Origin of the sequence: Enterobacter cloacae complex sp. SHL009 (genome assembly GCF_049237205.1) — a bacterium.
Taxonomy (GTDB): domain Bacteria; phylum Pseudomonadota; class Gammaproteobacteria; order Enterobacterales; family Enterobacteriaceae; genus Enterobacter; species Enterobacter cloacae_M.
Genome location: NZ_JBMKIW010000003.1, coordinates 32,954 through 48,751, shown reverse-complemented (window position 1 = coordinate 48,751; position 15,798 = coordinate 32,954). Strand labels below are relative to the sequence as shown.

Genomic DNA, 15,798 nt, shown 5'->3' with positions numbered 1-15,798 from the left:
TGTTGGGCCACATTTCTGGAGTATTTCCCATGACAGAAAAAGAAACCCTTATCGCCCGACTGAAAGAGCTGGGTGTAAAGCTTGATCGTGAGGTCAACGTCACAGGCACCATCCAGGAGCTTACGTTACGTATTTCTGAGCTCGAAGAGGAACTCGACGAAGACGGAGAAGAGGGCGCTGAGGTGTCCGTTGCCAGCACTACTGCTGGCAGCACCTCGGGCCAGCCCGGCCCAGAGAACACCTCTGGCTCTATTACCGAGAATCCTGCGTCAAATGAGCCCGGCGAACTGGTGGCGGTTGAGACACTGGTGACCTTGCACATTGATGCACTTCACGCCACACGCAACGAGTCCCTCTCTATTGTTGAGCCTGGTGTCGTTATTCGCGTGACCGACGCGGAGGCTACCGAACTGATTTCTCATGGGCTGGCCCGGGAAGTCTGACAGGGGGCCTAATGGCTGATTTCGATAATCTTTTTGATGAAGCGATGGCGCGCGCGGATACCACTATACGTGGAGTGATGGGCGCAGAGGCAAGGATAACCTCTGGATCTTTATCCGGCGTCACGCTCCGCGGGGTCTTTGACGATCCAGAGAACATCGGTTTCGCAGAAGCGGGGATCAGAATTGACGGAACCAGGCCGACGTTTTTTGTGAACTCATCGGATGTAAGCGGGCTGGAACGTCTGGACACGCTGAAGGTAAACGGGCGTGAATTTTGGGTTGATCGCGTGGGCCCGGATGATTGCGGTTCCTGCCATGTATGGCTGGGTAGTGGATCACCTCCCGGCGGATCGCGGCGTCGTTAAGGAGCATTCATGTCGATAAAAGGTCTTGAGCAGGCGATTGCTAACCTGGATAGCCTGGACAGAAATATGGTTCCCAATGCCAGCGCATGGGCTGTGAACCGGGTTGCTGCTAATGGCGTCTCGGTTGCCGTCCGAAGGGTGGCGAAAGAAACTGTAGCCGGTGATAACCGCGTTTCGGGGATACCTGTAAAGCTGGTCAGACAAAGGGTGAGAATCAACAAAGCCTCGGCTTCAGGGCACTCAGCGGCCCGAATTAAGGTTAACCGGGGCAATCTTCCCGCCATCAAACTCGGTGCCGCGCAGGTCAGGGCGACGAACCGAAAAGGCCCGCTGGTTCGAAAAAGTAGCGTGCTGAGAATTGGCCGTTATGTTTTTCGCGACGCCTTTATCCAGTGCCTGGCGAACGGCCGCTGGCACGTCATGAAGCGCATTGCAGGAAAAAGTCGTTATCCCATCGACGTGGTCAAAATCCCATTGTCCGCGCCCCTCACTACTGCTTTCGAAGCAGAGAAGAAACGCATGCTTGAAGAGGAAATGCCAAAACAACTTGGCTATGCCCTCAGGCAACAACTGAGGTTGCATCTGACACGATGAAACACACTCTCATTCGCCAGAAAATTATTGATGTGCTTGAAGAGGCCATCGGGATCGACGTCATGTTTTTTGACGGGCGCCCGGCTGTCATTGAGGAGGAGGATTTTCCTGCCGTCGCGGTCTATCTGACCGATGCGGAGTATACCGGCGAAGAACTTGATGCCGATATGTGGGCGGCAACGTTACATATCGAGGTCTTCCTGTCCTCGCAGGTACCAGATTCCGAACTGGATGAATGGATGGAAAGCCACATCTATCCGGCACTCGCTGATGTTCCCGGCCTCGATTCACTGTTAACGCTCATGGTTCCACAAGGCTTCGATTACCAGCGCGATGATGCGATGGGGCTGTGGACCTCCGCCGATATGAAATATTCAATCACTTACGAAATGTGAGGAAAACATGCCAACACCAAATCCACTTGCTCCTGTAAAAGGCGCCGGTACGACGCTCTGGCTTTACACCGGAACGGGCAACGCTTTCGCTAACCCACTCTCTGATATCGACTGGAACCGCCTGGCGAAAATCAAAGAGCTGGCGCCGGGCGAAATGACCGCCGAATCGTATGACGACACTTACCTCGACGACGAGGATGCCGACTGGAACGCGACGGCCCAGGGGGCAAAATCTGCTGGCGATACCTCGTTCACCCTCGCCTGGAAGCCGGGCGAAGAAGGGCAAAAAGACCTGGTCGCATGGTTTATTGATGGCTCAGTACGCTATTACAAAATCAAATACCCGAACGGTACCGTCGACGTTTTCCGCGGCTGGTGCAGCAGCCTAGGTAAAGCCATTCCGGCAAAAGAGGTCATTACCCGTACAGCGAAAATCACCAATACCGGCAAGCCGGAACTGGCAGAAGAAAGCGGTACCCCGAATATCCCCGTGACCGGCGTTACGCTCGACAAAGCCACGGCAAGCGTGGCCGTCGGCGCAACCACAACGCTCAATGTGACGGTTAACCCTGCCAGCGCCTCAGATACCTCGTTCCGCGTGGCAACCTCAGACGGGGCAAAAGCAACGGTCACCGTTAGCGGCAACGTGATCACCGTCACCGGCGTGGCGGCAGGCACCGCTGACGTTATTGTTATCACCAGCGACGGTAATTTCGTTGCGGTCTGCAAAGTCACCGTAACTGCAGCGTAAGGAAGGACGCATGTTTCTGAAAAAAGATAAGTTCACCTGGCAAAAAGAATCACTGACCATCTTCGAGCTGTCGGCGCTGCAGCGTATTGAGTACATCACGTTTATGGCCGCAGAGGAAAAGGCCGTCAGCGCTGACAGCGCCGGCATCAGCGATCAGGAAATGACGGCCAGGCTGATTGGCTCAAATATTCGCTGCGGTGCGCGTTTGATTGCGATGTCTTTGTGGCATAACGATCCGGCTGGCACGGATGTGGAAACGCTTTATCAGCAGGTGCTTAGCAGCTGGCCGCCGGAGGCGATCGGTAAAGCAGAAATGGAAATAAAGCTGCTCTCCGGCATGCTCGTTCCGATTGATGATGACAACGTTGCCGATCCGGATGTCTCCGTGGAGGCCGAAAGCGCTGAACCCGTTACGGCGGAAAAGCCCTTGCCAGCGAGCTGAAGTTTGTCCTGAATCTGGCGCGCGAGTTCGGGCGACCCGACTGGCGCGCCATGCTGGCTGGAATGACTTCCAGTGAGCTGGGCGACTGGCACCAGTTCTACCGGGAGCATTATTTTCAGGACGCGCAGCTCGATGCGCATTTCTCAGAGCTGCTTTATTCCATCTCCACTCTTTTCTTCCGCGACCCGGAACTTACCCCCGCACATTTCAGCCTGCTTTCTCCTTCGGATGTCGTCATCAGCGATGACGAGCCGGATGATGACACGCTGATGACCGCCGCTGAGGGGATAACAGGAGGTATCCGATATGGCCCAGCAGATTAGCGATCTGGTTATTAAGCTGGATGTTGACCGCGCAACCTTCAGCGAGCATGTCGCCCGAATCAAAGGGCAACTGACAGGAATGGCGGATGAGTCTGATAAAGTTCAGGCGCGAATGCAGCGTGCTGCGGACCGTCAGAGCGCTGCACTAAAGAGTGTGGGCGACGCTGGCGCGGCGGCGGCCGCAGAAATGAAAGCCCGTCAGTCAGCCGCAACGGAAGGGCTGACCAAAGACTGGCAGAGCGTTTCCAGGTCCGTTGATGAAACTCACCGCCGCGTGACCGAGCTTAATCAGCGCATGCGTGAGAATGACGGGCAGGCCGCAGCGCTTGCCCGTCGACAGGATGAACTGGCGGCATCATTTTTCCGCCAGATTGACGGCGTTCGCCAGCTCAATGGTGAGACTCAGTCGCTTGCGAACGTGCAGGCGCGCTTTCGCGCAGCGAGGGCACAGGGCAACATAACCCAGCAGGATTATCTAGCCCTTATTTCCCGCACCACGGCCCGGCAAAAAGAACTGCAGATCGTGGAGGAAAAATCGGCCGCAGCGCGCACGCGATTCCTCAGCCAGCTGAAGCAACAGGTAGCAGAGCAAAAGCTCTCCGGTACCGAGCTACTGCGCATGAAGGCGGCGCAGGTCGGTGCCAGCGATGCGGCTGAGGTCTATATCCGCAAGCTTGAAGCTGCGAAAGTGGCCACGCACGGTCTGGGGCTGCAAAGTGCTGCCGCACGGCAGGAGCTGGGGATACTGATCGGCGAGGTCATGCGCGGTAACTTCGGCGCGCTGCGCGGCTCCGGGATCACGCTGGCGAACCGGGCAGGGTGGATAGACCAGCTGCTGTCGCTGCGTGGTCTTGGGATCGTCGGCATGGTCGGAGGGATTGCCACGGCGGTATTCGGGCTGGGTAAGGCCTGGTATGACGGCAGCAAAGAGTCTGAGGAATTTAACAGGCAGCTGATCCTGACCGGGAACTACGCGGGGAAAACGTCAGGGCAGCTTCAGGCGCTGGCGCGCTCGCTGGCCGGTAATGGCATTACGCAGCATGCCGCTGCTGGTGTGCTGGCGCAGGTCGTTGGCAGCGGCGCATTCAGCGGTAATGACGTCAGCATGGTCAGCAATGTTGCCGCCAGGCTGCAGCAGGCTACCGGGCAGGCCGTTGACGAAACCATTAATCAGTTTAAGCGCCTGAAGGATGATCCGGTTAACGCGGTCGCGACGCTCAACGATTCCCTTCATTTTCTGACGGCCACCCAGTATGAACAGATAGCTTCTGCTCAGGCGCTGGGGGATTCTCAGAAAGCCGCCGAGCTGGCAATGCGGGCATATTCCGACGCGGTCATTCAGCGTGCCGGTGCGGTCGAGGACAATCTCGGAACCCTCGAAAAAGCCTGGAACTGGGTGAAGAATGCAGCCTCCGGGGCATGGGATGCGATGCTGGGCGTCGGGCGTAATCCTGACACCGCGATGAAGCGCCAGGACTCTTTTGCTGAATGGCAGGCAGCAGAGAAAGAGTACCGCGCGCTGTCCAGCAATCTTAAAGTCGACCCGGATTATGCCGGTAACAACGTTCTGCAGAAAGCTGATGCGGAAAGGCTGAGAAACGCGCGCCAGCAGGTGGAGCTGAAAAAGCAGGCTTACGATCTTGCAGATCAGCAATACGCCCAGGAAGGGCTGGCAGCCGCGCGGGAAAAAATGCGGACGGACCAGCAGGCTCAGGCAATCCGCAACCAGCAGCAGTTTAACCAGCTGGTGGAGTCCGGCGCGACGGCGGCAGAAAAGCGGGCTTCAGCAGAGAAAAAGCTCAGTCAGCTTATTGAGAAAAACCGCCAGGATGCGAAAGATGGTGTCGCCACGCTGTGGACTGAAAAGGACATTGCCGCAGCCCGCGCCGGGATTGAAAAGCAGTGGAAGGATCCTATAACGCCGAAAGGCAAAAGCTACTCAACGCCCGCTGGCGATAAAGCCGAGGAAAAGGCGCAGGCCGAACTTCTCACCCTTCAGGCCCAGCTTAAAACGCTCGAGCAGCATACCAGCGTGAACGACGTCATAAGCAAACAGCGTCAGGATCTCTGGCAGACTGAAAATCAGTTCACCGTTCTGCAGGAGGCCGCGGGGCGTCGTCAGCTTACGGCGCAGGAAAAATCCCTGCTGGCGCACAAGGAAGAAACGCTCGAGTACAAGCGGCAACTGGCCGATCTGGGCGATAAGGTTGCCAGCCAGCAAAAGCTCAACCAGCTGGCCGATCAGGCCGTGAAGTTTGAGCAGCAGCAAAAAGCCGCCAGGGCGGGCCTGCAGGCTCAGTCTGAGGGGGTATCCACCCGGGAAGCCAGGCGACAAACTACGCTGCAGCATCTCGGCGAAAGCTATTCGTACAACCCTCAGGCGCAGCAAAAGGTTCTGGAAGAGCAAAGGGCGACGTTTGAGGCTGAAGATGCCCTGCGTTCAAACTGGCTGGCCGGTGCGAAACAGGGCTGGGCCGAATATCAGGATTCAGCGACAAACGTTTTCAGCTCTGTTCAGCAGATTTCGCAGGCTACGTTCAGCGGGCTGGCGGGCCAGCTTACCAGCCTGACGACAACCGGGAAGGCGAGCTTCAGGGACTTCACCAGCTCGATCCTTAAAATGATAGTGTCCGTTATCAATCAGCTGCTGGTGGCTTACACCATCCAGAGCGCAATGGGCTGGGTTAGCGGCGGGGCGAAAACCTCCTCTGCAGGTCAGTCCATCGCGGTCCCGTCATACCGGCCACAGGGTTTTGATGTGGGCGGTTTTACCGGGCACGGCGGCAAGTACGAGCCAGCCGGTATCGTTCACCGCGGGGAATTCGTCTTCACCAAAGAATCAACCAGCCGCATCGGCGTGGCTAATCTCTATCGCCTGATGCGCGGGTATGCCTCGGGTGGTCTGGTCGGCGGCGGTAGCGCAGCCGGTGCTGGCATGGGCGGGATCAGTGTTTATGCCCCAGTCAGCATCAGCCAGCAGGGGAGTGACGGGAGCATAAATCAGGCGAACGCCACGGGGACAGCGAAACAGCTGCAGGCGATTGTTCAGCAGACAATCACCGAGCGACTCAAAAAAGAAATGTCCGCAGGCGGCGTGCTTTATTCGAGGAGGACACAGTGACGGACACGTTTACCTGGCGCACGAGAAAAACAGCGCAGGGCACTGAAACAGCCCGAACGCTGCAGGCCCAGTTCGGGGATGGCTACAAACAGATAGCGGGGATGGGGATCAACGACAAACAGGAAACGTGGAACCTGGACTGGACGGGCACCAGACAGGAGGCAGCTGCGCTGCGCGCTTTTCTGATGTCTCACGTTACTAAATCGTTCTGGTGGACCACGCCATGGGGTGAAAAAAAGCTGTTCAGAATGAAGGCCGATTCGTTCAGCGTTACTTTCCCTACCGGGAAAAAAGCCACTGTGGCCTTCACTTTTGAACAGGCGTTCGCGCCCTGATTTTCTCGACAAACACTGAAAGCTGCCTCCGGGCGGCTTTTTTATGGGGGGAGTATGAGTTTTACGGCAGACATCCAACAGCTTGAGCCCGGCAGCGTTATTCAGCTGATTGAGATCGACGGCACTGAATTCGGTATGGATCAGGTGCTGCGTTTTCATGCGCACAATATCCAGGAAGAGGGGTGGGCAGCCTTCGCCGCAGAAAACCTGCCCGCCATTATCTGGCAGGGAAATCAGTACGATCCCCATCCCTACGAACTGAAGGGGATGGAGTTGTCGAGTACAGGTTCCCAGCCAACGCCCACGCTGTCCGTCGGGAACGTCGGAAACTATGTCACCGCGCTGTGTCTTGAATATGACGATATGGTCAGGGCTAAGGTCAAAATCCATACCACGCTTTCGAAGTATCTCGATGCCGCCAACTGGAAAAACGGTAATCCGGGTGCCAGCCCTGCCGATGAGCGCGTACAGCTCTTTTACGTCAATGCTAAAACCGCAGAGACGCGGGTACAGGTTGATTTCGAGCTGTGTTCTCCTTTCGATATTCAGAGCCTGCAGCTGCCGACACGACAGATTACGCCTGTCTGCACCTGGTGTATGCGTGGCTGGTACCGAAGCGGGACCGGATGCGATTACAACGGCACGAAATACTTTTCCAAAGACGGTACGCCGACCGATGACCCGTCGAAAGACGTTTGTGGCGGCCGCCGGCAGGATTGTCAGGATCGTCACGGCCCGGACGCGCCGCTGCCGTTCGGCGGTTTTCCGGCCGCTAACCTGCAGGGGAAATAAAGATGCGTGAAAAATTGCTGGATGCTATCCGTCAGCACGTCGCTGCTGAATACCCCAAAGAAGCCTGCGGCCTGATTGTTCAGTCAGGCCAGCAGCAAATCTTTATTCCCTGCCGCAACATTGCCGATAAGCCCGATGAGACATTCACGCTCTCCCCGGAAGATCAGCTCGCTGCCCGCGCGCGCGGTGAGATCATCATGCTCATTCATTCCCATCCGGATGTGGTCCGGCTGGTGCCCTCGGAGCTGGACCGGATCCAGTGCGACTGGTCGGGGATTGAGTGGGGGATCATGTCCTGGCCGGACGGGGATTTTTGTACGATTTCCCCGCGTGAAGACCGGGATTATGCCGGGCGGCAGTGGGTACTGGGTTACGCCGACTGTTGGTCGCTTATCCGTGAATATTATCTGCGCGAATACGGCATTGTTCTCGGGGACTATTCAGTACCTTACGAATGGTGGGAGAGCGGCAAGGAACGGCTCTACGACGACAACTGGGAGCGTGAGGGATTTGTTGAGATTGCCGCCGGTGCAATGCAGCCCGGTGACATCATCATGATGAGCGTGCAGGCATCGGTGACTAATCACGCCGCGGTATATGTGGGTGACAACATCATTCTCCATCATCTGTTCGGGCACCTTTCTTCGCGAACGCCTTATGGAAAATATTATCGCGACAGAACGGTCCGGGTGGTCAGGCATAAGGATCGAATGCATGGTTAAGACGCTTATTCTCGAAGGAAAAATGGCTAAAAAATTCGGTAAACGCGTTCAGTTTGATGTTGCCGACCTGCGCGAAATGCTCAGGGCCATGTGTTCACAGGTTCCCGGATTCAAAAAATATATGTCGGAAGCTCATATGAAGGGGATCCGTTTCGCCTTTTTTAACGGTGACAACAATATCGGGCTGGAAGAGTTTGATATGACCCGCGGTGGAAGCGTGTACCGGATCGTGCCCGTTTATGAGGGGGCCAAAAGTTCGGGCGTCCTGCAGATAGTTGTCGGTGCTGTTGCGCTGGTCGCTGCATTCTTTACCGCGGGTGCGAGTATGGCAGCCTGGGGGGCGGCGATGAGTGCAACAGCCATCAGCGCCACGTCAATTTTGACCGGGGTCGGGGTGTCAATGATGCTGGGTGGCGTTGTCCAGATGCTCACGCCCCAGCCATCCTTCGGCGCGGGTAAATCCTCCAGCACGGACAACACGCCTAACTACGCCTTCGGGGCGCCGGTTAATACGGTCGCTATGGGGCATCCTGTCCCCCTGGCATACGGTCTGATCGAGGCAGGGGGAGCGATAGTCAGCGCCGGTATGTACTCGAGTGATCAGCAATAGTGAAATGCAACCGAAAAAGATGAACGTTACATTGCAATCACCCTTAGTTATCATGTCCAAAATGATGCCAATCAAGGAGATGAAAGTGAAAAAATATGGTTTGGTCTTATTAGGTGTGCTGTTTATTTCAGGTTGTGCCCCCCAAAATCAGAACAACAATTTACAAAAACAATACGCTGATTTAGCAAAGTGCGAAGATAACATCACGATGCCAAAACAAATGCCGCAAAGTAAAAAGGAGTTTGCGGAGTTTTTATCCAAGGCTGCGCTTAGTGCCTCGGCAGATCAGTTTGTTACCCAGAAGCGTATAGAAATTCTGCAGTTAGTTGGATGGGATAATTCGGTAGCTGATGCAATAACTACATGTGGAGCTACCAGAAAGAGCAAACTAAAAGAGATTGGGTCGAATGTGTTTGAAACAATGAAATCAAACACTAAAGACACAGAAGAGCGTCGTGCTCTTGTTGAGGCTTACAGTTCGTGGGAGGCTTATGTAACCAGCCAAACTCCGCTCGCAAAACAGGACTTTGACTCTAAAGTTAGCTATTACAAAAACATGTAATAAAACGCCATCATTAATACTAACAATTAACCCAGCTCAGGCTGGGTTTTTTAATGGGGTAAATATGCAACTTCTCCATGGTGAAACCATCATACAGGGTGCTAAAGGGGGCGGTGGGAGCGCCCATACTCCGGTTGAGCAACCTGACGATCTGCTGTCGGTCGCAAAATTAAAAATGCTCATTGCCGTTTCTGAGGGGGAAATACAGGGCGACCTGACCGCTCAGAACATTTTTCTCAACGATACGCCGCTGGCAAACGACAGCGGGGAATACAACTTCAGCGGTGTGAAATGGGAGTTCCGCAAGGGCACACAGGACCAGACCTATATTGCCGGGATGCCCCAGGTCGATAACGAGCTGGCGGTGGGCACAACTGTCACCACCACCGCGCCCTGGACACGCCAGTTTACCAACCTTTCCCTGGATGCCATCCGCATCAAGCTCAGCCTTCCGGTCCAGTATCTCTATAAAGATAACGGCGATATGGTGGGCACGGTCACCGAGTATGCGATCGATTTATCAACGGACGGCGGTGCCTGGAAAACGGTTGTAAACGGTAAGTTTGACGGAAAGACCACGACGGAATATCAGCGAGACCACCGTATCGATCTGCCAAAATCCACGTCCGGCTGGTCTGTCAGGGTCAGGCGTATTACGGCTGATGCCAGCGGATCAAATTCGAAGCTGGTTAACGCCTTCAAGGTGTTTTCGTATGCGGAAGTCATCGACAGCAAGCTTCGTTATCCTTTAACCGCGCTCCTGTATGTCGAAGTGGACAGCAGCCAGTTCAATGGCAGCGCGCCGAAAGTGACCTGTAAGATAAAAGGCAAGCTTATTAAGGTTCCGGATAATTACGATCCGACAACCCGAACCTATTCTGGCTCATGGTCCGGTGGGTTCAAAATGGCCTGGTCCAATAACCCCGCCTGGATATTTCACGATCTGGTTCTTGATGAAATATACGGCATGGGCACGCGCGTGGATGCGTCCATGGTGGATAAGTGGGCGCTGTATTCAATTGCCCAGTATTGCGACGAAATGGTTTCCGACGGGGCCGGTGGTACCGAACCGCGGTTCACCTGCAACGTTTTCATTCAGAGCCAGGAGGATGCCTGGCAGGTACTTAACGATCTCGCCGCGGTATTTCGTGGAATAACGTTCTGGGGCAACGATCAGATTTATGTCCAGGCTGACGTCCCGCAGGACGATGTTGACTGGGTTTATAACGCCTCAAACGTTATCGATGGGCTGTTTACTTATGCGGGCGGCTCATACAAGAATCGCTACAGCTCCTGCCTCGTGTCCTGGTCCGATCCGCAGAACCATTACAGCGATACCGTTGAGGGGGTCTACGATTCAGAGCTTGTAGAGCGTTACGACGTCAGGCAAACGTCCCTGACCGCAATCGGCTGCACCTCGCAAAGTGAAGCGCACCGGCGCGGTCGCTGGGTATTACTCTCCAATGCCAAAGACGGGACCGTATCGTTTGGGGTGGGGCTGGACGGCTATATCCCTCTGCCCGCTGAAATTATCGGTGTCGCCGATCCTTTCCGTTCCGGAAAGGAGAACGGGGGCCGCATAGTGGCGGTCAATGGCCGCCAGATTACGCTGGATCGAGAAATAGATTACGCAGCGAAAGACCGGCTGGTGGTTAACCTGCCCGACGGAAAAGCCCAGACGCGGACAATCAGCGCGGTAAGCGCCGATAAAATAACGGTGACGGTGGCTACAGCCTTCAGTCAGGCACCTGCCGCTGGTGCTGTGTGGGCGATAGACAGTGATAACCTCGCGATACAGTACTTCCGGGTCACTTCAATCGCGGCCAACGACGACAGCACAGGCGGTTTCACAATTACGGCCGTTCAGCACGATCCAAACAAATACCGTTACATCGATGACGGCGTTCGGATCGAGTCGCCCCCGATCACCGTCACGCCGATAAGCGTCCTGTCTGCGCCGAAGAATATCGTGGTGACTGAGAGTGATCATGTGTCTCAGGGTCTGACGGTAGCAAGCCTTGACGTGTCATGGGACAAGGTTGAGGGCGCAATCCGGTACGTTGCCCAGTGGCGCAAGGATAACGGGGACTGGATCAACGTTCCGGTTACCAGCGCGCAGGGGTTCTCGGTTCAGGGCATTTATTCAGGCAGCTATGATGTGCGTGTCCGGGCGCTGAATGCGCAGGATACGTCGTCACCATGGGGATATGCCGAAACAACGTATCTTTCCGGAAAAACGGGAAAACCGGGTACCCCGCTCAACTTCCTGGCGACCGAAGATGTGGTCTGGCATATCGATCTGACCTGGAAATTTCCGGATGGCTCAGGCGACACGGCCTATACAGAGATTCAGCGTGCCACAACCTCTGACTTTGCCAATCCTGAATTGCTGGTTCTGGTGCCGTACCCGGCCGCAGATTATCAGCATGGCCCCATGCCTGCCGGCGTCCGCCAGTGGTATCGTGCGCGTCTGATTGATCGTATCGGTAATGCTGGTGACTGGACCGACTGGGTCATGGGCACGTCCTCGATAGACGTCAGTGAAATAACTAACGACATTCTGGAGGACATGAAAGATTCCGACACGTTCAAAGACCTGATCGAGAACGCGGTGGACAGCAATGAAAAAGTTGCAGGCATGGCGGATGACATCAAAAAGCATGCCGACGAGCTGGAGCAGCAGGCGAAAGACATCCAGGAGAACGCTGACGGGCTGGCGCAGGCCGAAGTGAAGATAGACGAGATTTCTGTATCGATGGACGGCATGACGGGAGGCGTTAAGAACTCGGCAATTGCGATAATCCAGGCCAATCTCGCTCAGGTGGCCACGCGTAAAACTCTGTCGGCATCGGTAGCCGGTAACAGCGCGCAGCTGGACCGCATTGATGAGGTGATCGTCACAGACAGGGAGGCAACGGCACGCGCATTGCTGAGCCTGCAGACGAACGTCAACGGCAATACGGCATCCATCAACAGTCTGAGTCAGACGGTTTCGAATTATCAGCAGGCCACGGCGACGCAGATTAACGCCATAACTGCGACCGTCAACGGGCACACCTCATCCATCACAACCAACGCCCAGGCCATTGCGAACGTAAACGGCCAGCTCAGCGCGATGTATAGCATCAAGGTCGGGTTATCCAGTAATGGTCAGTATTACGCTGCTGGGATGGGGATTGGCGTTGAGAATACGCCATCCGGCATGCAGTCGCAGGTTATCTTCCTGGCCGACCGCTTTGCGGTGACTCACCAGGCCGGTGCTGAGGTTACGCTGCCGTTCGTTATTCAGAACGGGCAAACCATAATCCGGGACACGGTCATTGGTGACGGGACAATTGGCAACCTCAAAATCGGCAGCTACATCCAGTCGACAACCTGGGACGGAACCGGAAACGTTGGCTGGCACATCAACAAATCGGGTTATGCCGTTTTCAATAATGTGACGGTTCGTGGCGGGGTTTACGCCCAAAACGGGCAGTTTGGATTTACCAACTCAACAGGAGGAGTCACGATCAATAACAACGGTGTCACTGTCAATTTGTCGAACGGTGGGCGTATTGTTCTAGGAGAATTTTGATGGCCAGGGGGCTTTATATCGATTTGAATGACGGGCGTCCGGCAATGACCATCACTGCCGGAATGAAGTGTCCGTCGTATGGTGGGGAGGCTGTGGAGGCATGGGGCCAGCAGACCATGACTGTTCAGGGCTATGTTGCCGGAGCGACCCCTTTTTTCATTCCATCAAACTCGGTTGTGAATGTGACTCGCTCGCCGAATCTGATAACAACGATTATGGTTCTCGATGGGATAACCAATAACGGCAACGGAACCCTGACTCAGAGAGTCTGGTCATCAGATGGCTGGGGGAAAGATAAAACATTTCCCGGCACAGTCTGGCAGATTTTACCCGCGGGGCAGAGTGGAAACCGTGGTTTGCTCATTGAGGATTCGACAGACTTTATTGCGATCACTGATGTCAGCCGTGTTGCCTCCTGTGTTTTCAGTGGAACGGTCAATGTAAATGGTACTTACGCACTTCCGGCCAAAGGGCTCGTTTTTGCCCGCTGGAATGACAGTGCCGCTACGCTTGAATGTGATGGTAATAATATTTACTCCCGGCAGGATTACACGGGCTATGACGATATTGCCCGTTCTGTGAATGTAGATATTGCGATTTTTGCGGTTCATGCTCCTGTACCAGGGAGAGGATTAAATTTCATCAACGCTGCTGGTCAGTGCACTTTCTCTACCACCCGCCGTCCATTTATATTCCGTAATCAGTTTTATTCACCAGGCAATAGCTGGGTCGATATTGGCAACAGCATGATTGCACTTGGTTCCTATGGTTTTAACTCTTCAGTTGCAAGTGGGTGGTGCAACATGCGTTCTAAGGGACTGGTTATGAGCGGGAACTCTGTAAAAGGTGGAAATGGCCGTGTCCGTTCCCGATGGACCGACAGGTATTCTGTGACCGGCGAGAGATATACCGGAATGAGTATTCCCATCATCCCTGCAATGTACTGACACAACCCCATTAACAAGCCCCGCCATGGCGGGGTTTTTTATTGCCTGGAGAAAATATGCTTTATAACACTGGCACCATCGCCATCAACGGGAATACCGCAACCGGCACCGGCACTAACTGGACCGCTGCGGCCAGCCAGGTCCGCGCTGGCCAGACGATCATCGTCATGTCTAACCCGGTTCAGATGTTCCAGATTTCATCCGTGATCAGCGCCACGTCAATGACGGTTACGCCAGCTGCTTCCCCGGCGCTGAGCGGCCAGAAGTATGGAATTCTGGTGTCCGATAATATCTCTGTCGACGGACTGGCACAGGCGATGTCGCAGCTCATCAAAGAGTATGACGAGAACATTGGCGCGTGGGAGACGTTCGCCACAACCTCGGCGAACCAGAGCATCACCGTTACCATCAACGGCAGCCCTGTAACTATTCCCGGAATCGGGAAACTGGCGCAGAAAGGGAGCAATGGTGCCATTGCAATCGCTGACGGCGGGACCGGGGCAACAACGGCAGAAGGCAGTCGCACAAACCTCGGTTTGGGAAACAGCGCCACAAGGAACGTTGGAACGACTGCCGGAACCGTGGCGGCCGGGGATGATTCGCGTCTTAATACCATTGAAGGAAAGTTAGGCGGTACTGTTACAGGAAGTGTTATCTCAACCGCAGGTAATGAGGTCGGTATTGCTACTGGTAGTGGGGGTAATAAAGCCATTACTTTAGGTAATGTTGGCTCCGATGGTCCGGCCGAGAATTATGTTAACTGGCTTTCTGGTAACTATTATTCGGGCACTTGGCGGCTCGGTGCAGTACGCGGCGCGGGAACTGATTTAGCTCGGGTACAAATGAACATCTTTGACGGTGTAAGCTCCGGTGCTGATTTCCGCTGGTACCCTTACGGAGCGTTTCAGTCAAAAGTCCATATCGGCCCCGGGGAGGGGTACGGTGGCGGTTATCAAGATATAGTTAACGGCTACAGTACGAACACATCGTTTGCACGCCCGAACCTCTCAACTCCCAACGATGGTGGTTTTGTACCTTTTGGCCGGTGGCATACTTTTTGCTCAGGTGGATATCATGCCGTAACTGCTCTTGGGTCTATCGCTCAGGGAGCAAGCAACTGGCCATCTATAGAGCTTGTCACCATCGGTGACGGCGGATCTGCAGGAACGCGTATTTTCTCGTTTAATACCGTTACCGCGGATATTTCAGTTTCAGGCAGTGGTGGTTTTGGGGGGAATTATATTTTCTCTAAACAACCAAACTGTGATATCGAACTGAAACATAGCGTGAAATACGATGATGGTTTTCAGTCATACGAGAATATCAAGAGATTCCTGCCAGCAACTTACATCTACAATGATGACCCTCGAGAGAGGGTTCGCCGGGGCATTATTGCCCAAGATGTCATGAAGATTGACAGCGAGTACGTCAAACTGGTTCCTGCATCACCGGCTTTCGATAGTGAAGGCAACAGGATTGATGCTGATGATACGTTGGCGCTTGATACGAACGTCATTATGCTTGATACAGTGCTGGCCCTGAACTACGTCATTAAACAGCTGGAGACAACACAGCAAGAGCTCCAGGAGCTTAAGCTAAAAATAGTGGAATCATGAAGTCCTAGTTTTCAGCCACAGCTCGTGTCGGTATTCAACCGGCTTTGTCTCACTCAGGTCTGCTTAAACTCTGCCATTATCGAAAAATTTACAAAACTCATAATTCGAAGCGACATAGAAACTTAGAAACGAAACGGCGAAGCTTTAAGCAGTCAGTGTAGTACCGCTGTCTTGCGCGCTCACTCAAATGAAACTACTGTATA

Annotated in this window: 16 protein-coding genes and 1 pseudogene; all 17 read left to right on the top strand. The window is 54.4% G+C overall.

Features of this window, described 5'->3' with window-relative positions:
* The first annotated feature begins 29 nt into the window (after window positions 1-29).
* The 17 genes and pseudogenes from gpFI to ACOTZC_RS08880 all read left to right on the top strand — a co-directional run bounded on the left by gpFI (window position 30) and on the right by ACOTZC_RS08880 (window position 15,595).
* Window positions 30-443 carry a DNA-packaging protein FI gene (gene gpFI / locus ACOTZC_RS08960; protein WP_421635724.1) on the top strand — a complete coding sequence of 138 codons (414 nt, stop codon included), beginning with the start codon at window positions 30-32 and terminating at the stop codon, window positions 441-443.
* 11 nt (window positions 444-454) lie between these two features.
* On the top strand, window positions 455-808 hold the full coding sequence (locus tag ACOTZC_RS08955) for a head-tail joining protein (protein ID WP_023292732.1): 354 nt from the start codon (window positions 455-457) through the stop codon (window positions 806-808).
* Between the two features lie 9 nt (window positions 809-817).
* Window positions 818-1,402, top strand: a complete 585-nt coding sequence (locus tag ACOTZC_RS08950) for a phage tail protein (RefSeq protein ID WP_421635723.1) — start codon at window positions 818-820, stop codon at window positions 1,400-1,402.
* Window positions 1,399-1,797 carry a phage minor tail U family protein gene (locus ACOTZC_RS08945; RefSeq protein ID WP_000683284.1) on the top strand — a complete coding sequence of 133 codons (399 nt, stop codon included), beginning with the start codon at window positions 1,399-1,401 and terminating at the stop codon, window positions 1,795-1,797. The genes ACOTZC_RS08950 and ACOTZC_RS08945 overlap by 4 nt, the downstream gene beginning before the upstream one ends.
* Before the next feature lie 7 nt (window positions 1,798-1,804).
* Window positions 1,805-2,548, top strand: coding sequence for a phage tail protein (locus ACOTZC_RS08940; protein ID WP_421635722.1), 744 nt, complete (start codon window positions 1,805-1,807; stop codon window positions 2,546-2,548).
* Window positions 2,549-2,558: 10 nt separating this feature from the next.
* Window positions 2,559-2,990, top strand: a complete 432-nt coding sequence (gene gpG / locus ACOTZC_RS08935) for a phage tail assembly chaperone G (RefSeq protein WP_421635721.1) — start codon at window positions 2,559-2,561, stop codon at window positions 2,988-2,990.
* 50 nt (window positions 2,991-3,040) lie between these two features.
* Window positions 3,041-3,313 carry a phage tail assembly protein T gene (locus tag ACOTZC_RS08930; RefSeq protein ID WP_023292728.1) on the top strand — a complete coding sequence of 91 codons (273 nt, stop codon included), beginning with the start codon at window positions 3,041-3,043 and terminating at the stop codon, window positions 3,311-3,313.
* A complete protein-coding gene (locus tag ACOTZC_RS08925; protein WP_421635720.1) occupies window positions 3,297-6,434 on the top strand; it encodes a phage tail tape measure protein in 3,138 nt (1,045 codons plus the stop codon). Before ACOTZC_RS08930 ends, ACOTZC_RS08925 begins: the two co-directional genes overlap by 17 nt.
* Entirely contained in the window at window positions 6,431-6,769 is a 339-nt protein-coding gene (locus ACOTZC_RS08920) for a phage tail protein (RefSeq protein ID WP_421635719.1), read from the top strand. Before ACOTZC_RS08925 ends, ACOTZC_RS08920 begins: the two co-directional genes overlap by 4 nt.
* A gap of 54 nt (window positions 6,770-6,823) precedes the next feature.
* On the top strand, window positions 6,824-7,561 hold the full coding sequence (locus ACOTZC_RS08915; RefSeq protein ID WP_421635718.1) for a phage minor tail protein L: 738 nt from the start codon (window positions 6,824-6,826) through the stop codon (window positions 7,559-7,561).
* Window positions 7,562-7,563: 2 nt separating this feature from the next.
* Window positions 7,564-8,283 carry a C40 family peptidase gene (locus ACOTZC_RS08910; protein ID WP_348586708.1) on the top strand — a complete coding sequence of 240 codons (720 nt, stop codon included), beginning with the start codon at window positions 7,564-7,566 and terminating at the stop codon, window positions 8,281-8,283.
* The gene (locus tag ACOTZC_RS08905; protein ID WP_048993969.1) at window positions 8,276-8,893 is read left to right on the top strand and encodes a tail assembly protein; all 618 of its coding nucleotides are present in this window, start codon (window positions 8,276-8,278) and stop codon (window positions 8,891-8,893) included. Before ACOTZC_RS08910 ends, ACOTZC_RS08905 begins: the two co-directional genes overlap by 8 nt.
* 85 nt (window positions 8,894-8,978) lie before the next feature.
* The gene (locus tag ACOTZC_RS08900) at window positions 8,979-9,455 is read left to right on the top strand and encodes a hypothetical protein (protein ID WP_421635717.1); all 477 of its coding nucleotides are present in this window, start codon (window positions 8,979-8,981) and stop codon (window positions 9,453-9,455) included.
* Window positions 9,456-9,519: 64 nt separating this feature from the next.
* Window positions 9,520-13,032, top strand: coding sequence for a host specificity protein J (locus ACOTZC_RS08895; protein ID WP_421635716.1), 3,513 nt, complete (start codon window positions 9,520-9,522; stop codon window positions 13,030-13,032).
* Window positions 13,032-13,979 carry a DUF6453 family protein gene (locus ACOTZC_RS08890; protein ID WP_286087605.1) on the top strand — a complete coding sequence of 316 codons (948 nt, stop codon included), beginning with the start codon at window positions 13,032-13,034 and terminating at the stop codon, window positions 13,977-13,979. Before ACOTZC_RS08895 ends, ACOTZC_RS08890 begins: the two co-directional genes overlap by 1 nt.
* A 56-nt stretch (window positions 13,980-14,035) precedes the next feature.
* Window positions 14,036-14,545: pseudogene (locus ACOTZC_RS08885) on the top strand (hypothetical protein); the annotation flags it as partial.
* Window positions 14,546-14,821: 276 nt separating this feature from the next.
* Window positions 14,822-15,595 carry a tail fiber domain-containing protein gene (locus ACOTZC_RS08880; protein WP_348587043.1) on the top strand — a complete coding sequence of 258 codons (774 nt, stop codon included), beginning with the start codon at window positions 14,822-14,824 and terminating at the stop codon, window positions 15,593-15,595.
* The last annotated feature ends 203 nt before the right edge of the window (window positions 15,596-15,798 follow it).